General features: G+C 61.3%; 25 protein-coding genes and 2 pseudogenes. 24 read left to right on the forward strand and 3 right to left on the reverse strand.

Annotated elements, in window-relative coordinates; genetic code table 11:
* The first annotated feature begins 4 nt into the window (after positions 1-4).
* The 24 genes and pseudogenes from ACZ1HN_RS11660 (at position 5) to ACZ1HN_RS11775 (ending at position 21584) form a co-directional block, all read left to right on the forward strand.
* Positions 5-715: a branched-chain amino acid ABC transporter permease gene (locus ACZ1HN_RS11660; RefSeq protein ID WP_472729312.1), complete on the forward strand. Its 711-nt coding sequence runs from the start codon at positions 5-7 to the stop codon at positions 713-715.
* Positions 716-1765: a branched-chain amino acid ABC transporter permease gene (locus ACZ1HN_RS11665; RefSeq protein WP_472727618.1), complete on the forward strand. Its 1050-nt coding sequence runs from the start codon at positions 716-718 to the stop codon at positions 1763-1765. It abuts the gene before it with no gap.
* On the forward strand, positions 1762-2559 hold the full coding sequence (locus tag ACZ1HN_RS11670) for an ABC transporter ATP-binding protein (protein WP_472727619.1): 798 nt from the start codon (positions 1762-1764) through the stop codon (positions 2557-2559). The genes ACZ1HN_RS11665 and ACZ1HN_RS11670 overlap by 4 nt, the downstream gene beginning before the upstream one ends.
* Entirely contained in the window at positions 2552-3553 is a 1002-nt protein-coding gene (locus ACZ1HN_RS11675; protein WP_472727620.1) for an ABC transporter ATP-binding protein, read from the forward strand. Before ACZ1HN_RS11670 ends, ACZ1HN_RS11675 begins: the two co-directional genes overlap by 8 nt.
* Before the next feature lie 25 nt (positions 3554-3578).
* Positions 3579-4079: a Tm-1-like ATP-binding domain-containing protein gene (locus ACZ1HN_RS11680; RefSeq protein ID WP_472727621.1), complete on the forward strand. Its 501-nt coding sequence runs from the start codon at positions 3579-3581 to the stop codon at positions 4077-4079.
* A 2-nt stretch (positions 4080-4081) separates the two neighbouring features.
* Complete coding sequence (locus ACZ1HN_RS11685; RefSeq protein ID WP_472727622.1) at positions 4082-4753, forward strand: hypothetical protein; 672 nt, start codon at positions 4082-4084, stop codon at positions 4751-4753.
* A complete protein-coding gene (locus ACZ1HN_RS11690) occupies positions 4750-5577 on the forward strand; it encodes a phosphoenolpyruvate hydrolase family protein (protein WP_472727623.1) in 828 nt (275 codons plus the stop codon). The genes ACZ1HN_RS11685 and ACZ1HN_RS11690 overlap by 4 nt, the downstream gene beginning before the upstream one ends.
* A 24-nt stretch (positions 5578-5601) precedes the next feature.
* Positions 5602-8511, forward strand: coding sequence for a flotillin family protein (locus tag ACZ1HN_RS11695; RefSeq protein ID WP_472727624.1), 2910 nt, complete (start codon positions 5602-5604; stop codon positions 8509-8511).
* On the forward strand, positions 8512-8949 hold the full coding sequence (locus ACZ1HN_RS11700; protein ID WP_299210431.1) for an SRPBCC family protein: 438 nt from the start codon (positions 8512-8514) through the stop codon (positions 8947-8949).
* Between the two features lie 3 nt (positions 8950-8952).
* Complete coding sequence (locus ACZ1HN_RS11705; protein ID WP_299210429.1) at positions 8953-9399, forward strand: SRPBCC family protein; 447 nt, start codon at positions 8953-8955, stop codon at positions 9397-9399.
* Positions 9396-10196, forward strand: a complete 801-nt coding sequence (locus ACZ1HN_RS11710) for an FAD binding domain-containing protein (RefSeq protein ID WP_472727625.1) — start codon at positions 9396-9398, stop codon at positions 10194-10196. Before ACZ1HN_RS11705 ends, ACZ1HN_RS11710 begins: the two co-directional genes overlap by 4 nt.
* A complete protein-coding gene (locus ACZ1HN_RS11715) occupies positions 10196-10672 on the forward strand; it encodes a (2Fe-2S)-binding protein (protein WP_472727626.1) in 477 nt (158 codons plus the stop codon). Before ACZ1HN_RS11710 ends, ACZ1HN_RS11715 begins: the two co-directional genes overlap by 1 nt.
* 23 nt (positions 10673-10695) lie before the next feature.
* A pseudogene (locus tag ACZ1HN_RS11720) lies at positions 10696-11442 on the forward strand (xanthine dehydrogenase family protein molybdopterin-binding subunit); the annotation flags it as partial.
* Between the two features lie 94 nt (positions 11443-11536).
* On the forward strand, positions 11537-12370 hold the full coding sequence (locus ACZ1HN_RS11725; protein WP_472727627.1) for a molybdopterin cofactor-binding domain-containing protein: 834 nt from the start codon (positions 11537-11539) through the stop codon (positions 12368-12370).
* Positions 12370-13392, forward strand: a complete 1023-nt coding sequence (locus tag ACZ1HN_RS11730) for a xanthine dehydrogenase family protein molybdopterin-binding subunit (protein WP_472727628.1) — start codon at positions 12370-12372, stop codon at positions 13390-13392. The genes ACZ1HN_RS11725 and ACZ1HN_RS11730 overlap by 1 nt, the downstream gene beginning before the upstream one ends.
* Positions 13392-14273: an AAA family ATPase gene (locus ACZ1HN_RS11735; RefSeq protein WP_472727629.1), complete on the forward strand. Its 882-nt coding sequence runs from the start codon at positions 13392-13394 to the stop codon at positions 14271-14273. Before ACZ1HN_RS11730 ends, ACZ1HN_RS11735 begins: the two co-directional genes overlap by 1 nt.
* On the forward strand, positions 14270-15367 hold the full coding sequence (locus ACZ1HN_RS11740; RefSeq protein ID WP_472727630.1) for a vWA domain-containing protein: 1098 nt from the start codon (positions 14270-14272) through the stop codon (positions 15365-15367). Before ACZ1HN_RS11735 ends, ACZ1HN_RS11740 begins: the two co-directional genes overlap by 4 nt.
* Entirely contained in the window at positions 15364-16251 is an 888-nt protein-coding gene (locus ACZ1HN_RS11745; protein WP_472727631.1) for an amidohydrolase family protein, read from the forward strand. Before ACZ1HN_RS11740 ends, ACZ1HN_RS11745 begins: the two co-directional genes overlap by 4 nt.
* 17 nt (positions 16252-16268) lie before the next feature.
* Entirely contained in the window at positions 16269-17120 is an 852-nt protein-coding gene (locus ACZ1HN_RS11750) for an N-acyl homoserine lactonase family protein (RefSeq protein ID WP_299605154.1), read from the forward strand.
* Between the two features lie 150 nt (positions 17121-17270).
* Positions 17271-17927 (forward strand): annotated as a pseudogene (locus ACZ1HN_RS11755) (SMP-30/gluconolactonase/LRE family protein); the annotation flags it as partial.
* 227 nt (positions 17928-18154) lie between these two features.
* A complete protein-coding gene (locus tag ACZ1HN_RS11760; RefSeq protein ID WP_472727632.1) occupies positions 18155-18697 on the forward strand; it encodes a cysteine hydrolase family protein in 543 nt (180 codons plus the stop codon).
* 345 nt (positions 18698-19042) lie between these two features.
* Positions 19043-20005, forward strand: a complete 963-nt coding sequence (gene dusA / locus ACZ1HN_RS11765) for a tRNA dihydrouridine(20/20a) synthase DusA (RefSeq protein WP_472729313.1) — start codon at positions 19043-19045, stop codon at positions 20003-20005.
* A gap of 29 nt (positions 20006-20034) precedes the next feature.
* Positions 20035-20856 carry a sulfite exporter TauE/SafE family protein gene (locus ACZ1HN_RS11770; protein WP_472727633.1) on the forward strand — a complete coding sequence of 274 codons (822 nt, stop codon included), beginning with the start codon at positions 20035-20037 and terminating at the stop codon, positions 20854-20856.
* Entirely contained in the window at positions 20853-21584 is a 732-nt protein-coding gene (locus ACZ1HN_RS11775; protein ID WP_472727634.1) for a hypothetical protein, read from the forward strand. Before ACZ1HN_RS11770 ends, ACZ1HN_RS11775 begins: the two co-directional genes overlap by 4 nt.
* An 82-nt stretch (positions 21585-21666) precedes the next feature.
* Here the strand turns inward: ACZ1HN_RS11775 and ACZ1HN_RS11780 are convergent, their stop codons facing one another.
* Genes ACZ1HN_RS11780 through ccmI form a run of 3 tightly spaced genes read right to left on the reverse strand, consistent with a single transcriptional unit; the run spans position 21667 to position 23596 of the window.
* On the reverse strand, positions 21667-21909 hold the full coding sequence (locus ACZ1HN_RS11780; RefSeq protein ID WP_299206792.1) for a DUF1289 domain-containing protein: 243 nt from the start codon (positions 21907-21909) through the stop codon (positions 21667-21669).
* Positions 21906-22382, reverse strand: coding sequence for a Holliday junction resolvase RuvX (gene ruvX / locus ACZ1HN_RS11785; protein ID WP_299703250.1), 477 nt, complete (start codon positions 22380-22382; stop codon positions 21906-21908). The genes ACZ1HN_RS11780 and ruvX overlap by 4 nt, the downstream gene beginning before the upstream one ends.
* Entirely contained in the window at positions 22379-23596 is a 1218-nt protein-coding gene (ccmI, locus tag ACZ1HN_RS11790) for a c-type cytochrome biogenesis protein CcmI (protein ID WP_472727635.1), read from the reverse strand. The genes ruvX and ccmI overlap by 4 nt, the downstream gene beginning before the upstream one ends.
* Between the last annotated feature and the right edge of the window lie 8 nt (positions 23597-23604).

A 23604-nucleotide genomic window follows, 5' to 3' on the forward strand; every position in this document is an offset into this window, starting at 1 on the left:
GCTGCTGGCTTTTCCGGTGGTGTTCATCATCGTTGCAATTGTGGGGATTATTCTGCAAAATCAGGTATTTCGCCGTATGGAGGGCGAGGAGCTTCGCCAGACGATGGTGACCATTGGTCTGTCGGTGGTGATCGCTGATCTCTTGCTGTGGACCTGGGGTGGGCAATCCTACACAATTTATTCCCCGGATTGGCTGTCGGGCCCGATGACATTGCCCATTGTGTCGTCGATCCGCGACTCCGGTGAGGTGGTTTACCTTCGCTACCCGGCTGTGCGTATGGCGATCCTCTTTGCGGCTATCGTGATTGGCATTGCAATGTGGCTGGTGCTCAACAAGACAAAGCTGGGCATGCTGGTGCGCGCAGGTGTCGATGACCGTGAAATGCTGGCAGCATCCGGCGTGCGCATACAATACGTGTTCCTCGCCGTGTTTGCCTTTGGTGCGGGCCTTGCGGGTATGGCCGGGATCGTTGGCGGCACCTTCCAATCGCTGTCACCGGGCGAGGATACGCGATTTCTGCTGGCCAGTCTGGTCGTGGTGATCGTCGGCGGCATGGGCTCTATCCCCGGCGCGGCGATCGGAGCACTGATCATCGGCCTGTCCGAGCAGTTGGGGCTCGTCTACGCGCCGACCTATTCGGTGGTGTTCACCTTCCTGATCATGGCCGCCGTGCTCGCGTTCCGTCCGCAGGGCCTTTTGGGAGAGACGCGCTAGATGTCCATCGCTGAACCCAGAAAAGCGGCGGTCCAGCCGATGTGGTTCGAAAAGATTCCTGCGGGCTGGTGGGCCCTGGTTCTCATTCTCTTGACGATGCCCGCCTGGGCCAATGACTTCGTTCTTTTTCAGGTCATGGGCTGGACTTTCATCCTTGGGATGATCGCGCTCTCGTTGATGTTCCTTGCGGGCTATGGAGGCATGGTCAGTCTCATCCAGATGTCCGTCGCCGCGATGGCAGGGTATATGGTGGCGATCTTTGGCAATTCCGGTATGGGCGAGATCAGTATGGGGCTGCCATGGTGGCTCTATCTGCCAATTGCCGTTGCTATCGCGGCACTGTTCGGAACGCTGGTGGGCGCGTTGGCCGTGCGGACCGAGGGCATCTACACGATTATGATCACCCTCGCGATTGCGGCCGCGTTTTTCTATTTCACCCGGCAGAACTACACGATTTTCAACGGGTATTCCGGATTTAACCTGGTCGTGCCGCCGCCCTTGTTCGGCGTCGACTGGCGCGCGCCGATGCCATTCTATTACTTGACGCTGGGGTGTGCCGCGATCTGTTACCTGGTGGTCGTCTATGTGTCGCGCTCGCCGTTTGGACTGTCCTTGCAAGGGGTGCGTGACAACCCGCGCCGGATGGCGGCGCTGGGGTTCAACGTGACCGCGCACAGGGTTGCGGCCTACACATTTGCCAGTGTGATCGCGGCGATTGGCGGTATCCTTTTGGCCTGGCAGAACGCGCAGATCGCGCCGGGGACGGCTGGTATTCCTGCGGTGATTGATATTCTCGTGATCGCGGTCGTCGGCGGTATTACACGCCCGATTGGCCCGTTTATCGGAGCGCTGATCTATGTGTTACTGCGCACGTTTTCACCCGATGTCCTGCTGGCATTCGGCCTGTCTGGCGAGCGTTTCAAGCTGTTGATCGGGCTGGGCTTTCTCGCCATCGTCTTTTTCTCACCCGACGGCGTGCTTGGCTTGTGGGAGCGGTGGCGCAATCGGCGCGCGCGCGGGCAGGACCCTCTGACGGGGGAAGACCGATGAGCCTGATGGAACAGACAGGTGCCGCAGAACGTCTGGGGTCGGTCAGTTCCGGCAATGCGCTTGAACTGCGCGGCGTCACCAAGATGTTCGGCGCCTTGGCTGCCATCCGGGACATCACGTTGACGGTGGGATCGGGCGAACGCCGCGCGGTGCTGGGCTCAAACGGTGCGGGCAAGACGACGCTCTTCAACTGTGTGACCGGAGACTTTCTTCCGACAAGCGGTACCATCCGCCTTTTCGGAGAAGACGTGACACGCTTTCCGGCCCATGAACGCATTCGCCGGGGCCTGCGCCGCACGTACCAGATCAGCCTTTTGTTCAACGGCCTGACCGTGGCCGACAATGTCTATCTGGCCTGTCGGGGCGTGTCGCGGGGGCGGTTCTCGTTTCTGCGCCCGCGCGAGAATGATACGTTGCTCAGCCGCGCTGACGAACTGATCGAGGCAGTGCACCTGGCGCCATGGCGCGACACATCCGTCGCCAACCTGAGCTATGGGCAGCAACGCCAGCTGGAGATTGCACTCGCCCTTGCCGGTGCCCCGCGGATCATTCTTTTTGATGAGCCCGCGGCAGGCCTTTCGCCAACTGAACGGGCGGAACTGGTGTCGATCCTCAACGGTCTGCCGGGTCATATCGGTTACATTATCATCGAGCATGACATGGACGCCGCGCTGCGCGTCGCGGAAAGCGTGACGATGATGCACAACGGCATGATCTTCAAGGAAGGCACACCCGAAGAAATCGAGAACGACCAAGAGGTGCAGGAGCTGTATCTGGGGGATGGTCATGGCTGAGCGTCGCAATCAGCACCGTGCAACCCCGGCGGCCCTCGAAGTGCGGGGGCTCAATGTTTACTACGGCGCATCCCACGCCCTGCAAGGCGTCGATCTTCGGCTGGAAACCGGTGTTTTGTCGGTCGTGGGCCGCAATGGCATGGGCAAGACGACGCTGTGCCAGACGATCATGGGTCTGGTGCCCGCCGCCTCGGGCGCGATCAGCGCATGGGGGCAGCCGCTTTTGGGTCTGACCTCTGCCGACATTGCGCGCTTGGGCATTGGCTATGTGCCGCAGGGGCGGCGGCTTTGGCGCTCGTTGACGGTGGATGAACACCTCAAGATGGTGGAGCAAAAGAACGGCGCCTGGAGCAGCGAGCGTATCTACACGACGTTCCCCCGTCTGGCCGAGCGGCGGCGCAACGGGGGCGCTCAGCTTTCAGGGGGTGAGCAGCAAATGCTCGCCATTGCGCGCGCGCTTTTGTCGAACCCGCGCCTGCTGATCATGGACGAACCGACCGAGGGTCTGGCCCCGGTGATTGTCAGCCAAGTCGAAGAGATGCTTTTGCGACTTGCCGACGAGGGCGAGATGGACGTGCTTGTGATCGAGCAGAATATCGGGGTCGCCTGTGCGGTGGCTGACCGTGTCGCGATCATGATCAACGGGCAGATCAACCGCATGGTGCCTGCGCGCGAGCTCGCGGCCGACCGCGATCTGCAACAGAGGCTTTTGGGCGTTGGCCGTCATGCGCATGACGACACACCCGAGGTCGAACCGACACCTCATGCAAGCGCCACCGGCGATGGGCCACCTGCCAAGCCGCACGCCACCAAGATCTATATGTCGAACCCAAACGTGCCGACGCGGTGGGCCAAACCCGTCCCGGTCCCGCAGATCGAACGCGCGGCACGCGTGGTGACTGCGGCCTTGCCAACCATGTCGTCGGCACAGGCCGAGATCTCGCCCCCTTGCAGCACCAGGCGAACAGGTGGTGTTGGTCGCAGGCACGCTTGACACGAAAGGGGTCGAGCTGCGGTTCATGCGCGACCAGATCCGCGCTGCCGGATTGCCCGTACGGCTGGTCGATTTGTCGACCAGCGGTGGCCATTCCGGGGCCGAGATACCCGCCCACCAGATCGCTGCATTCCATCCGCGCGGGTCCGCTGGCGTATTCACCGGCGATCGCGGCAAATCTGTTGCTGGAATGACCGAAGCATTCGCCCGCTGGATGCAGCGACAAGATGGCGTGATGGGCGTCCTTTCTGCCGGTGGGTCTGGCGGCACGGCGATCGTGTCCCCCGCAATGCGTACCTTGCCCGTTGGAGTCCCCAAACTTATCGTTTCGACTGTAGCGTCCGGCGAGGTGGCGAAATACGTCGGCGCTGCGGACATCACGATGATGCACTCGGTCGCCGATGTGCAGGGCTTGAACGTCATCACCGAAGAGGTGCTGTCGAATGCTGCTCAGGCGATGATCGGCATGGTCACTGCGCGCCGTTCCGCCCCCCGCGGCAGGCAACGAAACCGGCGGTGGCGTTGACGATGTTCGGTGTCACAACCCCCGCCGTTAGTCAGGTGACCGACGCGTTGGACGATGACTACGACTGCCTTGTGTTCCATGCCACCGGTATCGGCGGGCAGTCGATGGAAAAGCTCGTCGATTCAGGAAAAGTGGACGGGGTCATTGACCTGACCACGACCGAGGTCTGCGACATGCTGTTCGGTGGCGTGTTCCCTGCCACCGAAGACCGCTTTGGCGCGGTGATCCGGCGGCGAATGCCTTACATCGGCTCTGTCGGGGCGCTGGATATGGTCAATTTTGGCGCCCCGGACACGGTGCCGGAAAAGTACCAGACCCGCACGTTCTACGAACACAATCCGCAAGTCACGCTGATGCGCACCACGCCCGAAGAAAACACGGCGATGGGGCGTTGGATCGGGGGCAGACTGAACGAGATGGAAGCACCCGTGCGCTTCTTCCTGCCTGAAGGTGGCGTGTCAGCACTCGATAGTCCGGGTCAGCCGTTTGACGACCCGGCCGCGCGACATGCCCTGTTCACAGCGCTCGAAGACACCGTGCGACAAACCTCGACGCGGCAACTGATCCGGGTGCCGCACAATATCAACGATCCCGAATTTGCTGCCCTTGTGATCGACGCGTTCCGCGACTTTCACGGTGGGCGGCCCCCAAGACGCAAAGAGGCCCGCCGATGATCGACCGAGATACCATCCTTGCCAAGTTCCGCGACATGGTTGCGCGCGGTGAACCCATTGTCGGCGGCGGTGCCGGTACCGGGCTTTCGGCAAAATGCGAAGAGGCGGGCGGTATTGATCTGATCGTGATCTACAATTCGGGCCGTTATCGCATGGCGGGGCGCGGCAGCCTTGCGGGGCTGATGCCCTACGGCGATGCCAACGCGATTGTGGTCGAGATGGCGTCCGAAGTGCTGCCGGTGGTCAAACACACGCCGGTTCTGGCCGGGGTCTGTGCCACCGATCCGTTCCGCCTCATGGACAAGTTTCTTGATCAACTGAAGGACATCGGTTTTTCCGGCGTGCAGAATTTTCCGACTGTCGGGCTGATCGACGGCTCGTTCCGTGCAAACCTCGAAGAGACGGGCATGGGCTTTGGGCTTGAGGTTGACATGATCGCCAAGGCGCATGCCAAGGGGATGCTCACGACGCCCTATGTCTTTGACGAGGACAGCGCGGTCGAGATGGCCAAGGCAGGCGCAGATGTCATCGTGTGCCATTTGGGCCTCACGACCGGCGGCGCCATTGGCGCAGAGACAGCCGTCACGCTGCAAGACTGCCCAGCACTTGTCGACGCATGGGCCGAGGCGGCGCTGACAGTGAACAAGGACGCCATCGTGCTGGTCCATGGCGGACCTGTTGCGATGCCGGACGATGCTGAATTCGTCCTGAAGAACACGTCAAATTGCCATGGGTTTTACGGCGCGTCCTCGATGGAACGTTTGCCGACCGAGGTGGCAATGACGGAGCAAACGCGCGCCTTCAAGGCCATCAAAGGCCAGTAACGCGCAACGCGGGGAGGATAAGACATGACCGGACAACTTATCGGACAGTTGATCTTGTGGCTGATTGTGGCGGTGGTCGTCATTGCGATCATTTACTGGGTGATGCAGTGGCTCTATCGGCGCTCGACCAAGGAAATCGCTTTTGTCAGAACGGGTTTTCTGGGTGAGAAAGTTGTGATCGACGGGGGCGCGTTTGTCTGGCCCATCATCCATGATATCACACCGGTGAACATGAATACGCTGCCGCTGGCCGTCGGGCGGACCCGCGAACAGGCATTGATTACCAAAGACCGGATGCGTGTCGATGTCGAAGCCGAGTTCTACGTCCGTGTGCGATCTGACCAAACCTCGGTTGCGATGGCTGCCTCGACGCTGGGGCGGCGCACGCTTGAGGCGGAAAACCTGCATGGGCTTCTTGCTGGCAAGTTCGAAAGCGCCTTGCGCGCCGTCGCTGCCGAAATGGCGATGGGCGAGATGCACGAGAACCGCAACGCCTATGTCAGCCGCGTCAAGGAATTGTCCCAGGACGATCTGGAGAAGAACGGGCTTGAGTTGGAAAGCGTCGCGATCATCGACATCGATCAGACCGCACTTGAATTTTTCAACCCCTCCAACCGCTTTGACGCCGAGGGTTTGACCTCGCTCATCAAGGACATCGAGGAGCGGCGCAAATTGCGCAATGACATTGAGCAGGACTCGATGATCAAGATCCGTTCGCGCAACCTGGAGGCCGAAAAGCAGGTGCTCAACATTGAACGGGAGAGCGAGGAGGCCCGACTGGAACAGGAGCGCGACGTTGAGACCCGCCGTGCGCAGCAGCGCGCAGACTTGACCCGTGAACGGGCCGAACGCGAGACCGAGGCCGAATCCGCCCAGATCACTGCCCGCGAGGCGATAGAAAAAGCGCGTATCTCCAATGAGCAGGCAGTCTCCGAAGCCCGGATATTATCCGAACGGGCGGTACGTGCCCGCGAGATTGCGCGGCAAAAAGAGATCGACGCCGAAGAAATTGCTGCACAAGAAGCAACCGAGACTGCGCGCATCCTGCAGGAACGCAAGGTGCGCGAGACCCGCATTCAGAACGAGCAGGACACGCAAGCCAAAGAGATTGAGCGCCAGCGCAGCATCGAAGAGGCCGAGATCACCGCGCGAGAGGCGACCGAACGCGCCCGTATTGCGCAGGAAAAGGCCGTCGCCGAGGCACGTATCGCCAAGGAAGGCGAAACCCAAGCGCTTGAAATCGAACGGCAGAAGAGCACCCGAGACGCTGAAATCGCCGCCAACGAAGCCAACGAAAAACGACGGATGGCGCAGGATCTGTTGCTGGCCCAGACCCGGATCAAAGGTGAAGAGGACATTCGCCAGCGCGAGATTGCGCGTCAGAAGTCGCTGGATGAGGCCGAGATCGGCTCGAAAGAGGCGATTGAACGGATGCGCATCCTTCAGGACTCGCAGATCAGCGAGGCGCGGATTGCCGAAGACAAACGTATTCGCGCGCTTGAGATTGAGCGCACGCAAGCCGTCGATGCCGCCGAGATCGCCGCCAGCGAAGCGATTGAAGCTGCACGGATCGCCCGCGAAAAGCAGATCGCCGCGAGCCGCATCGAGGCTGATGGCGAGACCAGCACGCGCGAGATTGCGCGCAATCAAGCCATCGACGAGGCGCGCGTCGCCGCAGACGAGGCTGTCGAACAGGCGCGCATCGCGCAGCATCGAGCGCTTGAGGCGGAACGGATTGCCGCTGACCAAGACGTCCGCGCGCAGGAAATTGCAAAAGAGCGCGAGATTGAATCCGCCGAGATTTCGCGTCGCGAAGCCGTGGAAAAAGCCCGTGTCGCTTCTGAATTGGCGCTGGAACAAGAACGCATCGCCAGCCAGAAAACCCGCGAGGTGACCGATATCGAACGCCGCCGCGCGGTCGAGCAAGCAGACGAAAAACGCATTGTCGAACTGGCCGAGACCAAGGCCGAACGATCATCCGCCGAGGCCAGTATCCGCAAGGCCGAAATCACTGCGCAGCGCGCCATCGAGGTGGCCGAGGTCGAACGCGACAAAGCGCTTGAAGCGGCCAAGCTGGAACGCCGTCGTGCGCTTGAACAACTTGAAATTGCCCGTGTGCAAACCCTTCGTGAGGCCGAGATCGCCTCGCAGGAAGAAGTCGAACGCGCCCGCGTGGCGTCCGAGCGCGGCTTGGATGAGATACGCATCAGTCACGAGACCGTACGTCGTCAGCTTGAGGTGGACCGCGAGAAAAACGTAGAGACCGCGCAGATGGACAAGGCCATCGTACTCTACCAGAAATCGCTTGAGGAAAGTGCGGCGCGGGCCAAGGCGGACGCCGCCCGTGCGCTGGCCGCAGAGGCGGAGGAAAAGGTCAAGACCGTTCGCGAAACCGAAGAGGCGAACCGTCGCAAGTCCATCGACGTGACAATGGCGGAAAAGCAGGCCGAAGAGGCCAAGCTGAACGCCGAAGCCGAAAAGGTCCGTGCAGTGGTCGAGGCCGAGGCGCAGCGTCTTATCAACGAGGCCGAAAACGTGCTTACCGATCCGGCACGTGCCTCGCTCTTCCGTCGCAAACTCCTGGAGCATGTCGAGGGCATCGTCACGGCCTCGGTCAAGCCGCTTGAGAAGATCAACGACATCCGCATCATGCAACTTGATGGCGTCACTGGCGGGACCGGTGGCGGCAAGGGTGGCAGTCCCACGGATGAGGTCATCAATTCGGCCCTGCGCTACCGTGTGCAGGCGCCACTGATCGACTCGCTTCTCGATGATATCGGCATTGAGGGAGGCGGGATCGCCAAGCAGGGGGGCCTGATCCGCGAGGCATCAGACATGCAGCGCATCAGCGACGCTGTACAGAAAGCCGCAGGTGCCAAGGGAGATGACAAGGACACACCTCCGCCCACCGATGACAGCAAGGGGTCCAAGTAAGTGCCCCGCGTCTACGTCTCATCGGTTATCGAAGCGCCCATTGCCAAGGTTTGGGACAAGATACGCGATTTCAACGCGCTTCCGCGTTGGCATCCCCGCATTCGCGACAGCAGGATCGAAAACGGAGAACCATCGGACAAGGTGGGCTGCGTGCGCGACTTCAATCTTCAAAACGGAGACCGTATTCGCGAGAAGCTTTTGGGGATGAGCGATTACGACATGTTCTGCACCTATGCGATCCTCGAAAGCCCCATGCCGCTGACGGACTACGTGGCGACGTTGCGTCTGACGCCGGTCACCGACGGGAACGTGACCTTTGCCGAATGGACCGCCGAATTCGAATGCGCCGATGAGGTCGCGGACGAGTTGGTCGACGGTATCAGCACAAATGTATTTCAGGCGGGGTTTTCCGCGCTGCAACGGAATCTGGCGGTCTGAATCATGGTCAAGGTCGTCAAAAGCACCATTTTGGATGCCCCAGTTGAGGACGTGTGGGCGGTGCTGCGCGACTTTAACGGGCATGACGGGTGGCATCCCGCCATTGCCGACAGCGCGATTGATCGTGGCCAGCCGTCGGACAAGGTGGGCTGCGTGCGGCGCTTTCACCTGAATGATGGGTCGGAACTGCGGGAACAGCTTTTGACGCTGTCGGATGCCGACATGGCCTTCAGCTATTGCCTGCTTGAGACGCCCGTGCCGCTGTTGAACTACGTCGCACATGTGCGGCTTGCACCCGTGACGGACGGCGATCGGACGTTTTGGGCGTGGGAAAGCCGCTTTGACACGCCGCAGGGACGGGAAGGTGAGCTAAAGACCCTCGTCTCCGAAGGCATTTACCAGAGCGGCTTTGATGCGATCCGCGCGCATATGGAACTGGAGGGCGCATGACAACGCTTGAAACCTATCCAACGATGGAAGACGCCGCCCGCGCGATGGGTGCCGATGCGACCTTTCTTGGGGGCGGCACTGTGGTTATGCGCGCTGTGAACGAAGGCGTCGCAACCCCAAGGCTGATCCGGGTCACCGATCCGGGGCTCGCGCAGATATCGACGGTGGGAGAGGTCCTCCGTCTGGGTGCCAGCGTCACGATGGCCGATGTGTTGGCCCATCGCGATCTGGCCTTTCTTCACCCCGTTGCGCGTCAGATAGGTGGGCCGCAGGTGCGCAATATGGCAACTGTAGCTGGCAATCTGTTTGCCGAGCATCCTTACGGAGACTTTGCCACTGCACTTCTCGCGCTTGGCGCGCATGTCACAATGACGGGGCAGGGCGGTCCGCGTGCTATCGACGACGTGCTGCGGGACCGCAACCGCGCCGGGCTGGTCTCTGCGGTTGAAGTCCCAAGGCCGCGCGACGTGCGGTCGTTTGGCTTTCGCAAGGTCAGCCGGGTCAAACCCAAGGGCGTCTCGGTCCTGTGCATTGCGGCCTACCTGCCGCGCGAAAGCGGACGCATCCGCGGCGCGCGGGTGGCGTTTGGCGCGATGGGGCCAACGCCTTTGCGGTCCTCGGGCGCGGAACGGGCGCTTGAGGGGCAAATGCTGGACACCGCCACTGCTGAAGGCGCGGCGGCGGCTGCGACAGAAGGGCTCAGCCCCGCGACCGACCAGATCGCAACGGAATGGTATCGGCGCGAGGTCGCGGGCGTGCACTTGAAACGACTTCTGACAGAGATGGAGCGCGGATAATGGTCAAAAAACCGGTCAATCTGACGCTCAACGACAGCCCGCGCGCGGCGTTTGCCGATCCGGGACAGAACCTGCTTGATTTCATCAGGCGCGAGATTGGGGATCTCTCCCCGAAATTTGGCTGCGGGCAGGGCACTTGTGGAGCGTGCACCGTGACCATTGACGGCGAGACGCATTTGTCCTGCCTTGTACTTGCCGAAACCGTCGATGGCAAAGAGGTGCGCACCGCGTCTGGCCTTGCCAATGGCGCCACGCTTGATCCGCTGCAGGACGCGCTCATGGACCATTTCGCGGCACAATGCGGATACTGCACACCCGGCATGCTGGTGTCGGCCCGCGCGCTTTTGGACCGCAATCCACGCCCGACGCGGGACGAGGTGATCGAAGCGATCTCGGGCAACCTTTGCCGCTGCACCGGGTATGAGCCGATCATCACCGCCATCCTGTCCGTCGCCGAAGGGAGGGCGCGCGCATGAAGGACATGACCACATCCGGTCCGATGATCGAGTTCCGCAAGGACCTGTTTGCGGACGAACGCGACGACAACCTGAACGAGGTTGGAAAACCAACGCGCCGTCAGGACATTCTGGGTCATGTGACCGGGCGGTCTCCGTTCTTTGACGATCACCTCTTTGACGGGCTCTTGCACCTGCGGTGCACACGCTCACCGCATCACCATGCCCGTATCCGGCGGATTGATACGTCCGCCGCCGACCGAATGCCCGGCGTTGTTAGGGTGCTCACTGGAAAGGACGTGCCGACGAACCTCAACACGCTCTTGTCACTCCTGGATTTCGGGCTGGACGATGAACCGATCCTGACCGACACCAAAGTGGCCTATATGGGCGAGCCCGTCGCCGCCGTGATCGCCGAGACCGAAGCGCAGGCACGCGCAGCCGCTGCTGCGGTTGTCGTCGAATGGGACGTCCTGCCGCATGTCCTCGACGTGGAAGAGGCGATCAAGCCCGGCGCACCTGCGGTCCTCGACATTTATCCAAACAACCTCTTTGTCTATCATGGAAAATACGACCATCAGAAACTGCGCTTTGGTGATGCAGACCGCGCCTTGGCCGAGGCTGACCATATCGTCGAAGGCCGCTACCAGATGTCTCCGATTGAGCAGGCACCGATCGAGACCTGCGGCGCCATCGCAGCGCCCGAACAAAATGACCGGTTTGTCTGCTATACCTCGACCCAAGCTCTGTTCTTTTCGCTGGGCACTGCGGCCAAGGTGCTGAACATCCCGTCGTCCCGCTTGCACTTTATCGGTGGCACCGTGGGGGGAGGCTTTGGCGGCAAAGTGGATTCTGATTCACGAGCCTTTGGCGATCCTGGGGGCCATGCTTACGGGGCGTCCTGTGAAATACGCCTGGGACCGGGCCGAGGAAATGCAGGTCGGTGCCCCGCGCGGGGCCGAGCGTTGGTACGTCACCGACGGCGTGATGAAGGACGGGCGCATCGTCGCGCGCAAGTTCACCGGGTATTTCGACGCCGGGGCTTACACGCGGCTGTCGTCCTACGCGATCATCAAAGGCGTCGGTCACCTGCCAGGGCCGTACACGATCCCTAATGTTTCGGCGAATGTCTATTGCGTCTACACCAACCGCACGCCCGCCACAGCGATGCGCGGCTTTGGTATCACCGGTGTCGATTTCGCAATCGAGGCGCATATGGACAAGGTGGCCGAGACGGTCGGCATGAACCCCATCGAGCTGCGCATTCTCAACGCCTACCGCGACGGCGACATGAAGGCCCACCGCCGAGAGGCCAAGAACTGCGCGCTGATCGAATGCGCGCAGGTAGTGGCGGAAAAGGCAGGCGTCACCCTGTCGCCCGAGTTGAAAGCGGCCACGTCTGTGACAGGTGGCGGTGGCGCACGTGGCGCATTGCCTGCGCATACCGCAACCGACGAAGATGGTCAGGTCGAGGGGTTCCAGGCCACCAGTTACGCCAACACAAGCGGGGCATCTTCTGCGCCCCAGCCATCGCCGACGACCAGCACCCCGGCACGCCAATCCACGGCCCCCGCACCTGCGCCGCGAGCTACAACACCACCCGTCCCGCCGCCCTCGGCACCTGCGCCGTCACCAACACCACAGGCCGCTGCCGATAAAAAGCCAGCGCGCTCAGGCGCGATGCGCTTTTCCTCTCTCTCCGGGTTCAGGAGACGCTGATGACCATTCACACGGGCCGCGGTTTTGCGGCGATCAACTATCCGATTGGCATGAACCTTGGCGGCGACCCATCACAGGCGCTGGTGCATTCGAACCCTGATGGCAAGTTCACAGTCGCCTTGTCCGCGATTGATCTGGGTCAGGGGATGAAATCCGTTACCCGTCAAATCGCGGCAGAAACACTCGGCGTGCCCATCGAGGACGTCTATGTCGATACCGCTGACAGCGACACCGGCCCGCATGACATGGGCTCTTTCGCCAGCCGGGGCACGCACCGCATGGGCAACGCGGTCATCCGGGCCTCTGAAGAGGCGCGCGAGGTCATGCTGGAAGCCGCCGCCGAAGAGCTTGAAGTCGACGCGAGCGATCTCGTGACCGATGGGCAAGGCAACATCCAAGTGCGCGGCGCGCCATCCCGGTCCATCACCACGATGGCCGCGTCTCAGGCCGCGCAGTTCAAGCAGGGACGCACCATCGCAGGACGCGGCATTTTCCTTGTGCCTTTGTCGGATGTGAGCCCCGAGACAGGCGAAATGTCCCCCGTGACCACGTTCGCCCATGCCGCCATGCTGGTCACGGTCGAGGTGGATGACGAGACCGGAGAGGTCACGGTCACCGGCATGCAATCCGCCTACGAGGTCGGACGCGCGCTTAATCCCAAGCTGGTGGAACAACAGCTGCGCGGTGGTGCGTGGATGGGCATGAGCCATGCCGCATGGGAAACGACCGAGCCGCACTACCCCGCGCGCGACCACCGGCCAGAGGACTTCAACAGCTACCTGATGCCCGGCCCCGGGGACCTTGCGCCGCACCATATCAGCGTGCTCGAACGCCCTGCCGCCGATGGTCCCTATGGCGGCAAGGGTCCGGGCGAGATGTGTGCCAACCCGGTGCTGCCCGCCGTGGTGAATGCCGTTTACGACGCGGTCGGCGTGCGCATCGATGATCTGCCAGTGACGCCCGAAAAAGTGCTGCGCGGGTTGCAGTCCAATGGGGGCGCAAAGCCCCGCAAGGCGCTCTGATGTCGGTGCGTGCCTCCATACAGGGGATCGACGGGCCGGACCCGTTGGCTGATGCATTGGGTCAGGCGCAGTATATTGCGGATGACGGTCTTGCCACGGCGGCCTATCTGGCGCTGGGACTTGGCAAACCCTTGCTGCTGGAAGGCGCACCAGGCGTCGGCAAGACCGAAGCGGCCAAGGCCCTCGCGTCGGTTCTGGGTCGCGAACTGGTGCGGCTGCAGTGCTTTGAGGGCATCGACGCGTCCACGGCGATGTACGAATGGAACTTCCCCGCGCAGATGTTGGCGATCCGGCAGGCGGGCGACGAATACGTCAACCTTTACGAAGACAAATTCCTCATTTCGCGCCCCATTCTGCAGGCGCTGGAAGCCCCGCAAGACCGCGTTCTGCTGATCGACGAGATTGACCGCGCCGATCACGAGTTCGAGGCGTTCCTGTTGGAGTTTTTGTCTGACTTCACTGTGTCGATCCCCGAACGCGGCACCATGCGTGCCGGGACGCCGCCTGTCGTTGTCCTGACGTCAAACCGCACGCGCGAGTTGCACGAAGCGTTGCGCAGGCGCTGCATCTACCATTGGATTGGCTACCCTGACCCTGCACTTGAGGCGCAGATTGTCACGATGCGGGCGTCGACCGTGATGGCCGATACGGCGCGGCGGGTTGTTGCGGCGGTCAATGCGCTGCGGGCCGAACCTTTGGCAAAACCTCCGGGTGTGGCCGAAACCGTTGAATGGGCCGAAGCGGCCACGCTGCTGAACAGTCAGGGCACGCCCTGGCCTGCAGCATTTGCGCGGGCCATCGGTGTTGTGCTCAAGGATCAGGATGACCTTGACTATATCGGCGAGCGCATGGATGCGATCCTGTCGGAAACTGCGGCATGATCCCGCGCGCGCTTGATCCGTTCCTCGCCTTTCCACAGGCGTTGCGTGCGGCGGGCTATCCTGCTTCGCCCGACCGGACAGAGACGTTCATCACCGCAGTTGGCCTTCTGGGGCCAAAAGGTATGACCGACATCCGCCGTGCGGCACACGCCGTCTATGGCCCGGGACCGGACCGCGCGCAGACGTTTGATGCGGTGTTTGATAGCGTATTCCTAGGCCGGTCCATCGCTGCCCCTGCCATGGGTGATCCCGAGGACCTGCCGCAAAGCTACGACGCAGGAGCTATGGAAGAGATGCTCATGCCCGAAGACGAAGAGCCGTCCGGTGGCGATGCCACTGCAGCCGAGCGTCTCTTTCAGCGGGCCGTGACGGCCGGAGACGATGGTGCCGCCTTGCGCGCGTTCCGCCGTGCGTTGCCCAAAAGCTTGCCGCGCAGGCGATCGCGCAGGCAGGCTCCGGGCAAAGGGCGGCTGGCCGATGCCCGCCGCACCTTCCGCGAGATGCTGCGCCGGGACGGAGAGATCATCCGCCTGCCGACCCGTCGCCGCCTGTTGCGCCAGCGGCGGGTGCTGATGCTGCTCGATGTATCGGGAAGTATGAAAGAGGGCACCGATGGCGCTCTGCGACTGGCCCATGCGCTGCAACAGGGCGGGGAGCGGGTCGAGTGCTTTACCCTTGGCACCCGCCTCACGCGGGTCACCCGTGCGCTGCGGCACCGCAGTGCGGATCAGGCGCTGATGTTGGCCTCCGGTCTGGTTGCGGATTGGGACGGTGGCACGCGCCTGGGCGAAGCGTTGCAGGTGTTCCTGTCCGTTCCACGCTTTGCCGCCCACGCGCGCGGCGCGCTTGTCATCATCGTGTCTGACGGGTTGGAGCGCGGCGGTCCCGAGGCGCTTGTCTCGGCGATGGAGCGGATGGACGCGCTTGCGTGGTCAACGCTCTGGTTGTCTCCGCTCGCCGCCGATCCGACCTACCGACCCGAGACCGGCGCGATGCAGGCGATACTGCCGCTGCTCGACCACCTTGGTGACGGCAGCACGCCGTCTGCGATTGCATCGGAAATTCTTCAATTCTCAAAGGGGGCACGACGATGATGACCGTGGTGGACGCGCATTTCCACGTCTGGCGACAGGCCGATCTGCCGTGGCTGAGCGGCCCTATGCAACCGCGCATTTTCGGCCCTTACGAGCCGATCCGCCGCGACTATCCAATGTCCGAATACCTGGCGGATGTCGCACCGAGTGGGGTGACCAAATCAGTCTATGTCCAGGCCAACTGGCCCACCCACCGTGCCGAAGACGAAGCGGCATGGATCGAGACGCTGGCCCAGGACACTGGCTGGCCGCATGGGCTGGTCGCATACGCCGACATGACCGTGCCCGACGTGCGCCCTGCACTGGACCAGCTTATGTGCTTTCCACATCTGCGCGGCATCCGGCAACAGTTCCATTGGCACGAAACGCCGACCTACCGCTTTGCCAAAGATCCCGATCTGTGTCGTAACCATGTGGTGCAACGCAACATCGCACGGCTCGCGGACTACAACCTAGTCTTTGACCTTCAGGTGTTCGAAGGCCAGATGGCCGGGGCCTGTGCGCTTGCCAAGGCGTGCCCGGATGTGACCTTTGTCTTGCAACACGCAGGCATGCTTGAGGACCTGTCCGAGATGGGGCGCAGCGCGTGGCGCAGGTCGATGGCGTCGCTGGCACAATGCCCGAATGTGGTCAGCAAACTGTCGGGCTTTGGCACATTTCAGCACCGTCTGGACCCGGAGCTGATCGCATGGATCACGACCGAGACCGTTTCACTCTTTGGCGCGGACCGCTGTCTTTGGGGATCAAACTTCCCAATCGAGAAGCTTTGGACGGATTACACATCGCTTTTCGAGGCACATCGCACCGCCACGGGCGGCCTCAGCACTGCAGAGCAAAACGCGATTTTCAACGAAACAGCATGCCGGGTCTACCGACTGACCTGAACGGGAGGAGATGACAGATGGGTTTGGAAATCAGGATACTCGACTACGGGGATATCGAATTGGAATCCAGTTTTCTCGTGTTGGGCCGCGATTGCGGGCGCACGCGGCGAGTACCGGTTTACGGCTTTCTGATCCTCGGCGGGCAGGTGCCGATTGTCGTTGATACCGGCTACCGTGACAACGCCATCATGGAAACGCTGGGGATGCGCGGATTGCAGTTCCACGAGAACATGATCGAACGCCAACTGGCCAACCACGGCGTCAAACCCGGCGATGTGCGCTATGTACTGCATACGCATTTGCACATTGATCACGCGGGCAAAGACGATCACTTTTCGATGAACACCACCGTTGTCATCAACCGGCGCGAGTTGGAGTACTCGGTCTCGGGCCTCATGCATCCGCAGTATCCCAAGCCCGACATCATCCACCTTGTCGAACGTCTGCATCATCCCGGTGCGCTGCGGCTCGAAGACCTTGAGATATCGGGGCCTGTGGAACTCATCCCCGGCGTCTTTATTGAGGCCGCGGGCGCACACACCGAAGGGTCCATGAACGTGCATGTCGACACCGACGAGGGCCGCGCGACAATTTGCGGCGACGTCATCTATGACTTCAACGACCAGATCATCAATCCCCTGCGCTCTTTCGGACCCGAAGAATATCAGGTCACCGGCAACCACGGTAACACCAAGCGACAGGAAAAGGGTGCGATCCGCAAGCTGATGTATTCAGGTGCAAAATTCCTTCTGCCCATCCATGACAAGCCCGCCAAGGTCGAGAACGGTCAGGTGGTTGGACGTCTTGACATGGTGGTACCCGGCCCGGTTAGCCAGTCCGTGCCACGCCGCGACTGGTTCCCAGCATAAAGGTCCGTTTCCATGGCGCATGACGCTCTTGATCCCGCATTCGACCGCCTGATCGACCAACACGCGCCCGTACGGCAGATTGCGTCAGGCTGCACCTTTACCGAAGGCCCGATCTGGCATCCGGCTGAGCAATATCTGCTGTTCTCCGACATGCCCGGGGACGTACGCCGGCGCTATGACACCGCTGGTGTGCGCGAGGTTTTGCGCCCGTCCAATAAGGGTAATGGCATGACCTATGACGCAAACCTCAACCTTGTGGTCTGCGAACACAGCACGTCGAGCGTTACGCGGATGCGCCCAAGCGGGCAGAAAGAGACGCTTTGTACGCATTTCGAGGGCCGAGAACTGAATTCGCCCAATGACGTCGTGGTCAAATCCGATGGGTCGATCTGGTTCACGGACCCCTGGTATGGCCGCATGCCCGGGTTCGGGGTCGAACGCCCGCGCGATCTTGGTTGGCAAGGCGTTTTCCGCCTGCCCCCCGATCACACGCCTGGGGCCGAGCCAGAACTGGTGGTTGACCGCTATCTGCTGACCATGCCCAATGGGCTGTGCTTTTGCCCGGACGAGTCAAAACTGTACATCAACGACACTGAGCAGGCGAATATCCGTGTGTTTGATGTCGAAGTTGGCGGCAAGCTGGTCAATGGCCGCGTTTTTGCTGGTGGCATCCGCGACAGCCTGTTGCCGGGTGTGCCCGATGGCATGAAATGTGACGCCGAGGGCAATGTCTGGGTCACCGCACCTGGTGGCCTTTGGGTCTATGCACCGACCGGCAAGCTGATCGGCAAAGTGTCGATCCCGGAACTTGCGGCAAACTTGCACTGGGGCGGCGCGGACTGGCGCACGCTTTATGTCGCGGCTTCGACCAGCGTCTACGAAATCCCGGTCAAGATCGGCCCCCGCAACGAACCGTTCATGCGCGCGCGCCCGCAAGTGGTGCCCAAACGGCACCGGCTTCTGGTGATGAACTGCTACGGCTCGACCCATCGCGCTGTGCGCTCATCATTCAGGACATGCAGAATGACGTGGTCATGGAGGGCGGTGCCTTTGCCGCTTCAGGCAGCCCCCAACACTGTCGCGAGCAAAACGCGATTCCCAACGCTGCCCGACTTGCCGCACATTGCCGCACACTGGGCGTGCCGGTCATCCACGTGCATTTTCTTGTGAGCCCGGGGGCTGCTGGCCTGACGCTCAATGCGCCGCTTTTCGAAGCGACGCTGGATGAAAATGCCCTCGTGCGCGGAACATGGGGTGGGGCGCCCGTGGAGGGGCTGGAGCCAATGCCCGGCGATCACGTGGTCGAAAAGATGCGTATGAGCGCCTGGGAAGGCAGTTCGCTTGAAACCATCCTCAAAGCCGAAGGCCGCGACGTCCTGATTGAGACAGGCGCGTGGACCAACATGTCCGTTGAACACACAGCCCGCACAGGGGCCGACAAAGGCTATGTCATGGTCATCCCCGAAGACGGATGTTCGACCATGAACGCCGACTGGCACCGAGCAAGCATCGAATACGCGATGACAAACGTGGCCTTGGTGACAAACACCGACGCGGTCATCGCAGCCCTGGGCTAGGCCGAGATACGGAGCATGGATCGCTGACAATTTTACCCGGTGCTTCGAGGCCTGAAGCACCGAGATCTGGACGTATCGAGAAACGCCGCGAAACGGGTATTACATGGGTCAGCCAGCAACACCTGTGCTGCCAAGAGCTGCCTTTTGTCGTTCCTGAGTGTCGCGCAGGGGACCTTGATCAAAGCCCCACCTAGTCATTGTTCTTCTCTTTTGAGGGGCTGGACTGCCCCAATTCGTGTGCAGTATGTGTGCCGCATGGTGGCAAATAGCAAATCGCGGACCGTAGGAGCTTCAGGAGTGCCCAACATCGCAGCCACCGCGGCAGCGAGATTGTCCACCGCGCCCATGATGGATTGGACAGATCGGCATTGCCGCTACCTGCACCGGCAGTTGAGCGGGCAAGCGCTTTTGTACACCGAGATGGTAACAGCCCCGGCGCTTGTGCGCGGCGGCGCTTTGCATCTGCTGGACCACGACGCGGCAGAGCATCCTGTCGCCTTACAACTGGGCGGGTCCGATGCCCGGGAACTTGCACAGGCCGCGCAATTGGGCGCGCAAGCTGGCTACGACGAGATAAACCTGAATTGCGGCTGCCCATCAGATCGGGTGCAATCCGGCACCTTTGGGGCTGTCTTGATGCGGGAGCCGGGCAGGGTTGCCGAATGCGTGGCTGCGATGCGTGATGCGGTTGACGTGCCGGTGACAGTCAAGTGTCGCATCGGTGTGGACGAGCAGGACCCTGAAGAGGTGCTGCCGGAATTCTTGTCCCGGATCGTTGCTGCTGGATGCGAACGGGTAACGATCCATGCGCGAAAGGCTTGGCTGCAAGGGTTAAGCCCAAAAGAGAACCGGGATATCCCACCGCTGGACTATGATCTGGTGCAGCGGATGAAGGGTCTGTTTCCAAACCTGCATATCTCGATCAATGGTGGCGTAGCGACATTGGATCAGGTCGAAATGCTGCTCGACAGTGGTTTTGATGGCGTGATGGTCGGTCGCGCGGCGTATCATCAACCCACGGATGTTTTGGCGCAGGCTGACAGACGCATTTTCGGGACGGGACGTGACAGCACTGCCGAACAGGCAGTTGCAAACATGCTGCCATACATCGACGCGCATCTTTTGGCTGGTGGCCGTCTACATCAGATCACCCGCCATATGCTTGGCCTTTTTGCCGGGCGCCCCGGCGCGCGTGGCTGGCGCCGTACTCTGAGTGAAGGTGCGACACGTGACGGTGCAGGACCGGAATTGGTCGAGGTCGCCCTGCGCCATGTCACGGCACTGGCCCCCGAAGCCAAAGCAGTGTAGCACCACGCGACTTCACGCGGGAGCTGGCGATGCCGGACACATTTCTTCTGATCCAGATGCTGATCGTGCTGGCCGTGATCGGTGCCTTTGCCGGCGTACTGGCCGGCCTGTTGGGGGTTGGCGGAGGTATCGTTCTGGTGCCGGCATTTTTCTATGCATTCCAAACGCTTGGATATGGTGGGCCAGACTTGATGCAGATGTGTTTGGCCACCTCTCTTGCAACAATCATCGTAACCTCGGTCCGGTCCGTGATGAGCCACAACAAGAAAGGTGCTGTTGACTGGGACATCCTGCGCAGTTGGGCACCTGGCATCGTGATCGGAGCCGTATTGGGCATGCTGCTGGTGGCACAGCTGCGCACGACCACCCTGCAGGCCATATTTGGCATTCTTGCCTTGATCGTAGGGCTTTACATGGGGTTTGGTCGCGCGAGCTGGCGGCTGGGCCCTGCAATGCCGACCGGTGCGGGCAGGGCTGCCCTGTCACCGGGCATGGGGTTTCTTTCGGTTCTGATGGGGATCGGTGGGGGCAGTTTTGGCGTGCCGCTGATGAGCCTGTTTTCAGTTCCGATTCACCGCGCCGTCGCGACGGCTGCGGGCTTCGGTGTGCTGATCGCTGTTCCATCGGTCATCGGCTTTTTGATGGTTTCGCTTGATGGGCCGGTGCCGCCATTTACGGTGGGGGCCGTGAACCTAGTTGCCTTTGCAGTCATTATTGCGATGACCCTTGTGACCGCGCCCTGGGGCGTCAGGTTGGCACATGCGATGGATCCCGGTCCGCTCAAGCGGGTGTTTGCGGTTTTCCTTGTGCTTGTCGCGCTCAACATGCTGCGCAAGGCGCTGTGGGGATGATCGACCCGGACGGCTTCGTGGTTTTTGACTATGATGATCGGACGGTGCGATGGGCCGCAGCGGCAGAAAAAGCAGCGGCAAGGGCCGCTGATGATCCTGAAACGAGGCTGCACAATCTGCGGCACGGCAACACATGGTTCGTAGGTGTCGATGTTTTGCCAAACAAAACAGATGGCAGCGTGATGGGTGTGCCCCTTGCCGGACCTTGGCAAAGCCATGTGCCGGATTTGCCGATGCACGCCGGTCAAGTGTCAATTGTCTATCCCGGTTATCCCAAACGCGACGCGGACCAAAGTGAAGCCAATCATCGGTTTCGGATCACGCGCATGGCCGCGCATGTGGATGGCCTGTTGCCCGAAGGGCTGGACCGGCAGCGCTTTGCCCGCGAATTTCACGCCTATATTCTGGGGCTACCACTCAATTATGTATCTGCCGCTCCAACCATTGTTTGGAAAGGCAGCCATCGGATCATGCAGAAGGCACTCAGAGAGGCCATCGTCGATCAGGATCCGCGTGAGGTGGATGTGACCGACGCCTACCATGCCGCGCGGCGCATCGTCTTCAGCAGCTGTGAGGCGGTGCAGATACGTGCAAGACCCGGCCAGTCGTTCCTGATCCACCGTTTTGCCCTGCATGGCACTGAACCGTGGAAGGGCCCCGAAGACGGGCGTCGCATGATCGCATTCTTTCGACCTGAATTCCCGGACCCGATGGATTGGCTCAACTAACCTTGACGCAAAGATCGCTTTGCTAACGATGCGCCAGATTGTTCGTTCGTCGTAGGACCACGAGGGACTGCGTCAGATTTCGCTACCGTTTGAGCCGGGCCGCACGTCCGCCACGCCGACCCTTCGGTGCGGCTTCTCGCGTTGGCAGTTCAGCCATGATGATGCGCCGTTCATCGGTGCTCATTCGGCTCCAACCACCGATTTCGTCGATAGAGCGGGCGCAGCCAGTGCACAGCCGCGTCTCGGGATGAATGACGCAGATCTGCACGCACGGGCTTTCGATCTCGTCGCGCTTCCACACAAGGGAACGGGGAACGTCTGTCATGCCTGCCTCTTTATTGCTGCCAGCCTGTCCAACAGTCCTTGCAAGATATATCCGGCAGCGACGTGATCAATCACCTCGGCGCGACGTTTACGTGTCGTATCCGCCTCAAGCAGCGCTTTTTCGGCGGCCACGGTGCTCAATCGTTCGTCCCAAAAGGTGATGGGACCATCCCAAAGCCTTTCAAAGTTGCGTGCAAAGGCACGAGTGGACTGGCACCGCGGCCCCTCGGTTCCATCCATGTTGCGGGGCAGGCCCAACACAAGACCACCGACGTTGCGCTCAGCTATGAGGGTCTGCAGGCGTGCGGCATCCACGCCGAACTTTTTGCGTCGCACCGTTTCAAGCGGTGTTGCAACGGACCAGAATGTGTCTGAAACCGCTACACCAATGGTTTTGTCGCCCAGATCAAGGCCCATGAGGGCCTGCATTGGGGGCAGTCCGGCCAAAAACGCAACGGTATCGTCCGTTATCATTCCAAGCCCACGCGGTCAGCGGTGCGGCTCAGGATATCTGCGGCGCGGGGATCGTCGCCAAACACTTCGCGCGCATTGATCAGGATCGCATTGGCCTGATTCATCTGGCCCAAAACCCCCAAAGCGGAAATCAACTGCGCCCAATCCTCAACAGGACCGCCTTCGGTTGCCAGACGGTCAGACAGGCCAGTGACCATCCCCTGGATCATCTCCATCCGCTCTGCAGGGCTTAGGCCCTGCGCTGCTTCAATCTGATCTGCGGAAGGTCCGCGCCCTGTACCGATCGCTGGCATGGCGTAGTTCACACCCGCGCGAAAGGCCATTTCCTCGATCTGTGACGACACTGGCGCGATCCAGGGTGCATCGGCAGGCCCTTCACGCAACAGTTGATCCCAGACGCGCAAAGCCGTGTCCGGTCGCCCGGTTTGCGACATCATCAGCCCAAAGTAGTAGCGCGCAGGCCCATCTGCCGGATTCATGGAGAGCGTTCGTTCAAGAACGCCTTCAGCTTCGGGCGAGACGTATCCACCAGCGGCCAGGATCAGCAGATCCGCATATTCCGAGAAGTCAGTCGCGGTGGCCTTGTCCCCTTTAAGCGCGAGAACCTGCGCTTTTGCGGTATGCGCTGCCGCATAGTTTCCAAGACGCCCCTCGGCGCGGCTTAGCAATTCGTGGCCTTGCACGTCATCAGGGCGGGTCACAACTGCCTGCCGCAGGCGTTCGACAAGGACCACGTAATCGGGATCGACATTTGGCGGCGCGGACGGTTCATCAAGGCTGGCTTCAGCCGTTTCCTGGCTGGGTCGTTCTTCGCGAAGGATCTCGGCGGCCTCGATCCGACTGGCCAGAGCAAGATCACCGTAACCCGGCGCACCCAATTGAGTGTAAACGGCATATGACCCCACGATGATCACCGCCAGCGTTACGCCAAGACTGACCAGCCCACCTGACGTCCCGGCGCTCTGTTCGTGTTTTTGCAAGGCTGCGTCGGCAGCCAGGATACGGCGCGACACTTCTGTGCGAATGCGACCCGCATCTGCTTCCGACACCACACCACGGGTCAGGTCACGGTCCACTTCACGCAACTGGTCCCGGTAGACATCCAGATCATAGGCTGCGGGCGGGCGATCTCCGACAGAGCCACGCAGCATTGCGCGGGCCAATGTTGCGAGGACCGCGAGCGTCAACAGGGCCGTGATTATCCAGAATAACATGCGCACCA

It is taken from the genome of Tateyamaria sp. GN1-10 (assembly GCF_055693845.1).

Coding starts and splice junctions, on each gene's coding strand:
- ACZ1HN_RS11670 (WP_472727619.1), top strand. CDS start 1,762: ATGAGCCTGATGGAACAGACAGGTGCCGCAGAACGTCTGGGGTCGGTC.
- ACZ1HN_RS11770 (WP_472727633.1), top strand. CDS start 20,035: ATGCCGGACACATTTCTTCTGATCCAGATGCTGATCGTGCTGGCCGTG.
- ACZ1HN_RS11760 (WP_472727632.1), top strand. CDS start 18,155: ATGGAGGGCGGTGCCTTTGCCGCTTCAGGCAGCCCCCAACACTGTCGC.
- ACZ1HN_RS11685 (WP_472727622.1), top strand. CDS start 4,082: ATGTTCGGTGTCACAACCCCCGCCGTTAGTCAGGTGACCGACGCGTTG.
- ACZ1HN_RS11780 (WP_299206792.1), bottom strand. CDS start 21,909: ATGACAGACGTTCCCCGTTCCCTTGTGTGGAAGCGCGACGAGATCGAA.
- ACZ1HN_RS11675 (WP_472727620.1), top strand. CDS start 2,552: ATGGCTGAGCGTCGCAATCAGCACCGTGCAACCCCGGCGGCCCTCGAA.
- ACZ1HN_RS11735 (WP_472727629.1), top strand. CDS start 13,392: ATGTCGGTGCGTGCCTCCATACAGGGGATCGACGGGCCGGACCCGTTG.
- ACZ1HN_RS11715 (WP_472727626.1), top strand. CDS start 10,196: ATGGTCAAAAAACCGGTCAATCTGACGCTCAACGACAGCCCGCGCGCG.
- ACZ1HN_RS11680 (WP_472727621.1), top strand. CDS start 3,579: ATGCGCGACCAGATCCGCGCTGCCGGATTGCCCGTACGGCTGGTCGAT.
- ACZ1HN_RS11665 (WP_472727618.1), top strand. CDS start 716: ATGTCCATCGCTGAACCCAGAAAAGCGGCGGTCCAGCCGATGTGGTTC.
- ACZ1HN_RS11775 (WP_472727634.1), top strand. CDS start 20,853: ATGATCGACCCGGACGGCTTCGTGGTTTTTGACTATGATGATCGGACG.
- ACZ1HN_RS11750 (WP_299605154.1), top strand. CDS start 16,269: ATGGGTTTGGAAATCAGGATACTCGACTACGGGGATATCGAATTGGAA.
- dusA (WP_472729313.1), top strand. CDS start 19,043: ATGATGGATTGGACAGATCGGCATTGCCGCTACCTGCACCGGCAGTTG.
- ACZ1HN_RS11705 (WP_299210429.1), top strand. CDS start 8,953: ATGGTCAAGGTCGTCAAAAGCACCATTTTGGATGCCCCAGTTGAGGAC.
- ACZ1HN_RS11740 (WP_472727630.1), top strand. CDS start 14,270: ATGATCCCGCGCGCGCTTGATCCGTTCCTCGCCTTTCCACAGGCGTTG.
- ACZ1HN_RS11690 (WP_472727623.1), top strand. CDS start 4,750: ATGATCGACCGAGATACCATCCTTGCCAAGTTCCGCGACATGGTTGCG.
- ACZ1HN_RS11695 (WP_472727624.1), top strand. CDS start 5,602: ATGACCGGACAACTTATCGGACAGTTGATCTTGTGGCTGATTGTGGCG.
- ACZ1HN_RS11710 (WP_472727625.1), top strand. CDS start 9,396: ATGACAACGCTTGAAACCTATCCAACGATGGAAGACGCCGCCCGCGCG.
- ACZ1HN_RS11725 (WP_472727627.1), top strand. CDS start 11,537: ATGCTTACGGGGCGTCCTGTGAAATACGCCTGGGACCGGGCCGAGGAA.
- ACZ1HN_RS11730 (WP_472727628.1), top strand. CDS start 12,370: ATGACCATTCACACGGGCCGCGGTTTTGCGGCGATCAACTATCCGATT.
- ruvX (WP_299703250.1), bottom strand. CDS start 22,382: ATGATAACGGACGATACCGTTGCGTTTTTGGCCGGACTGCCCCCAATG.
- ACZ1HN_RS11745 (WP_472727631.1), top strand. CDS start 15,364: ATGATGACCGTGGTGGACGCGCATTTCCACGTCTGGCGACAGGCCGAT.
- ccmI (WP_472727635.1), bottom strand. CDS start 23,596: ATGTTATTCTGGATAATCACGGCCCTGTTGACGCTCGCGGTCCTCGCA.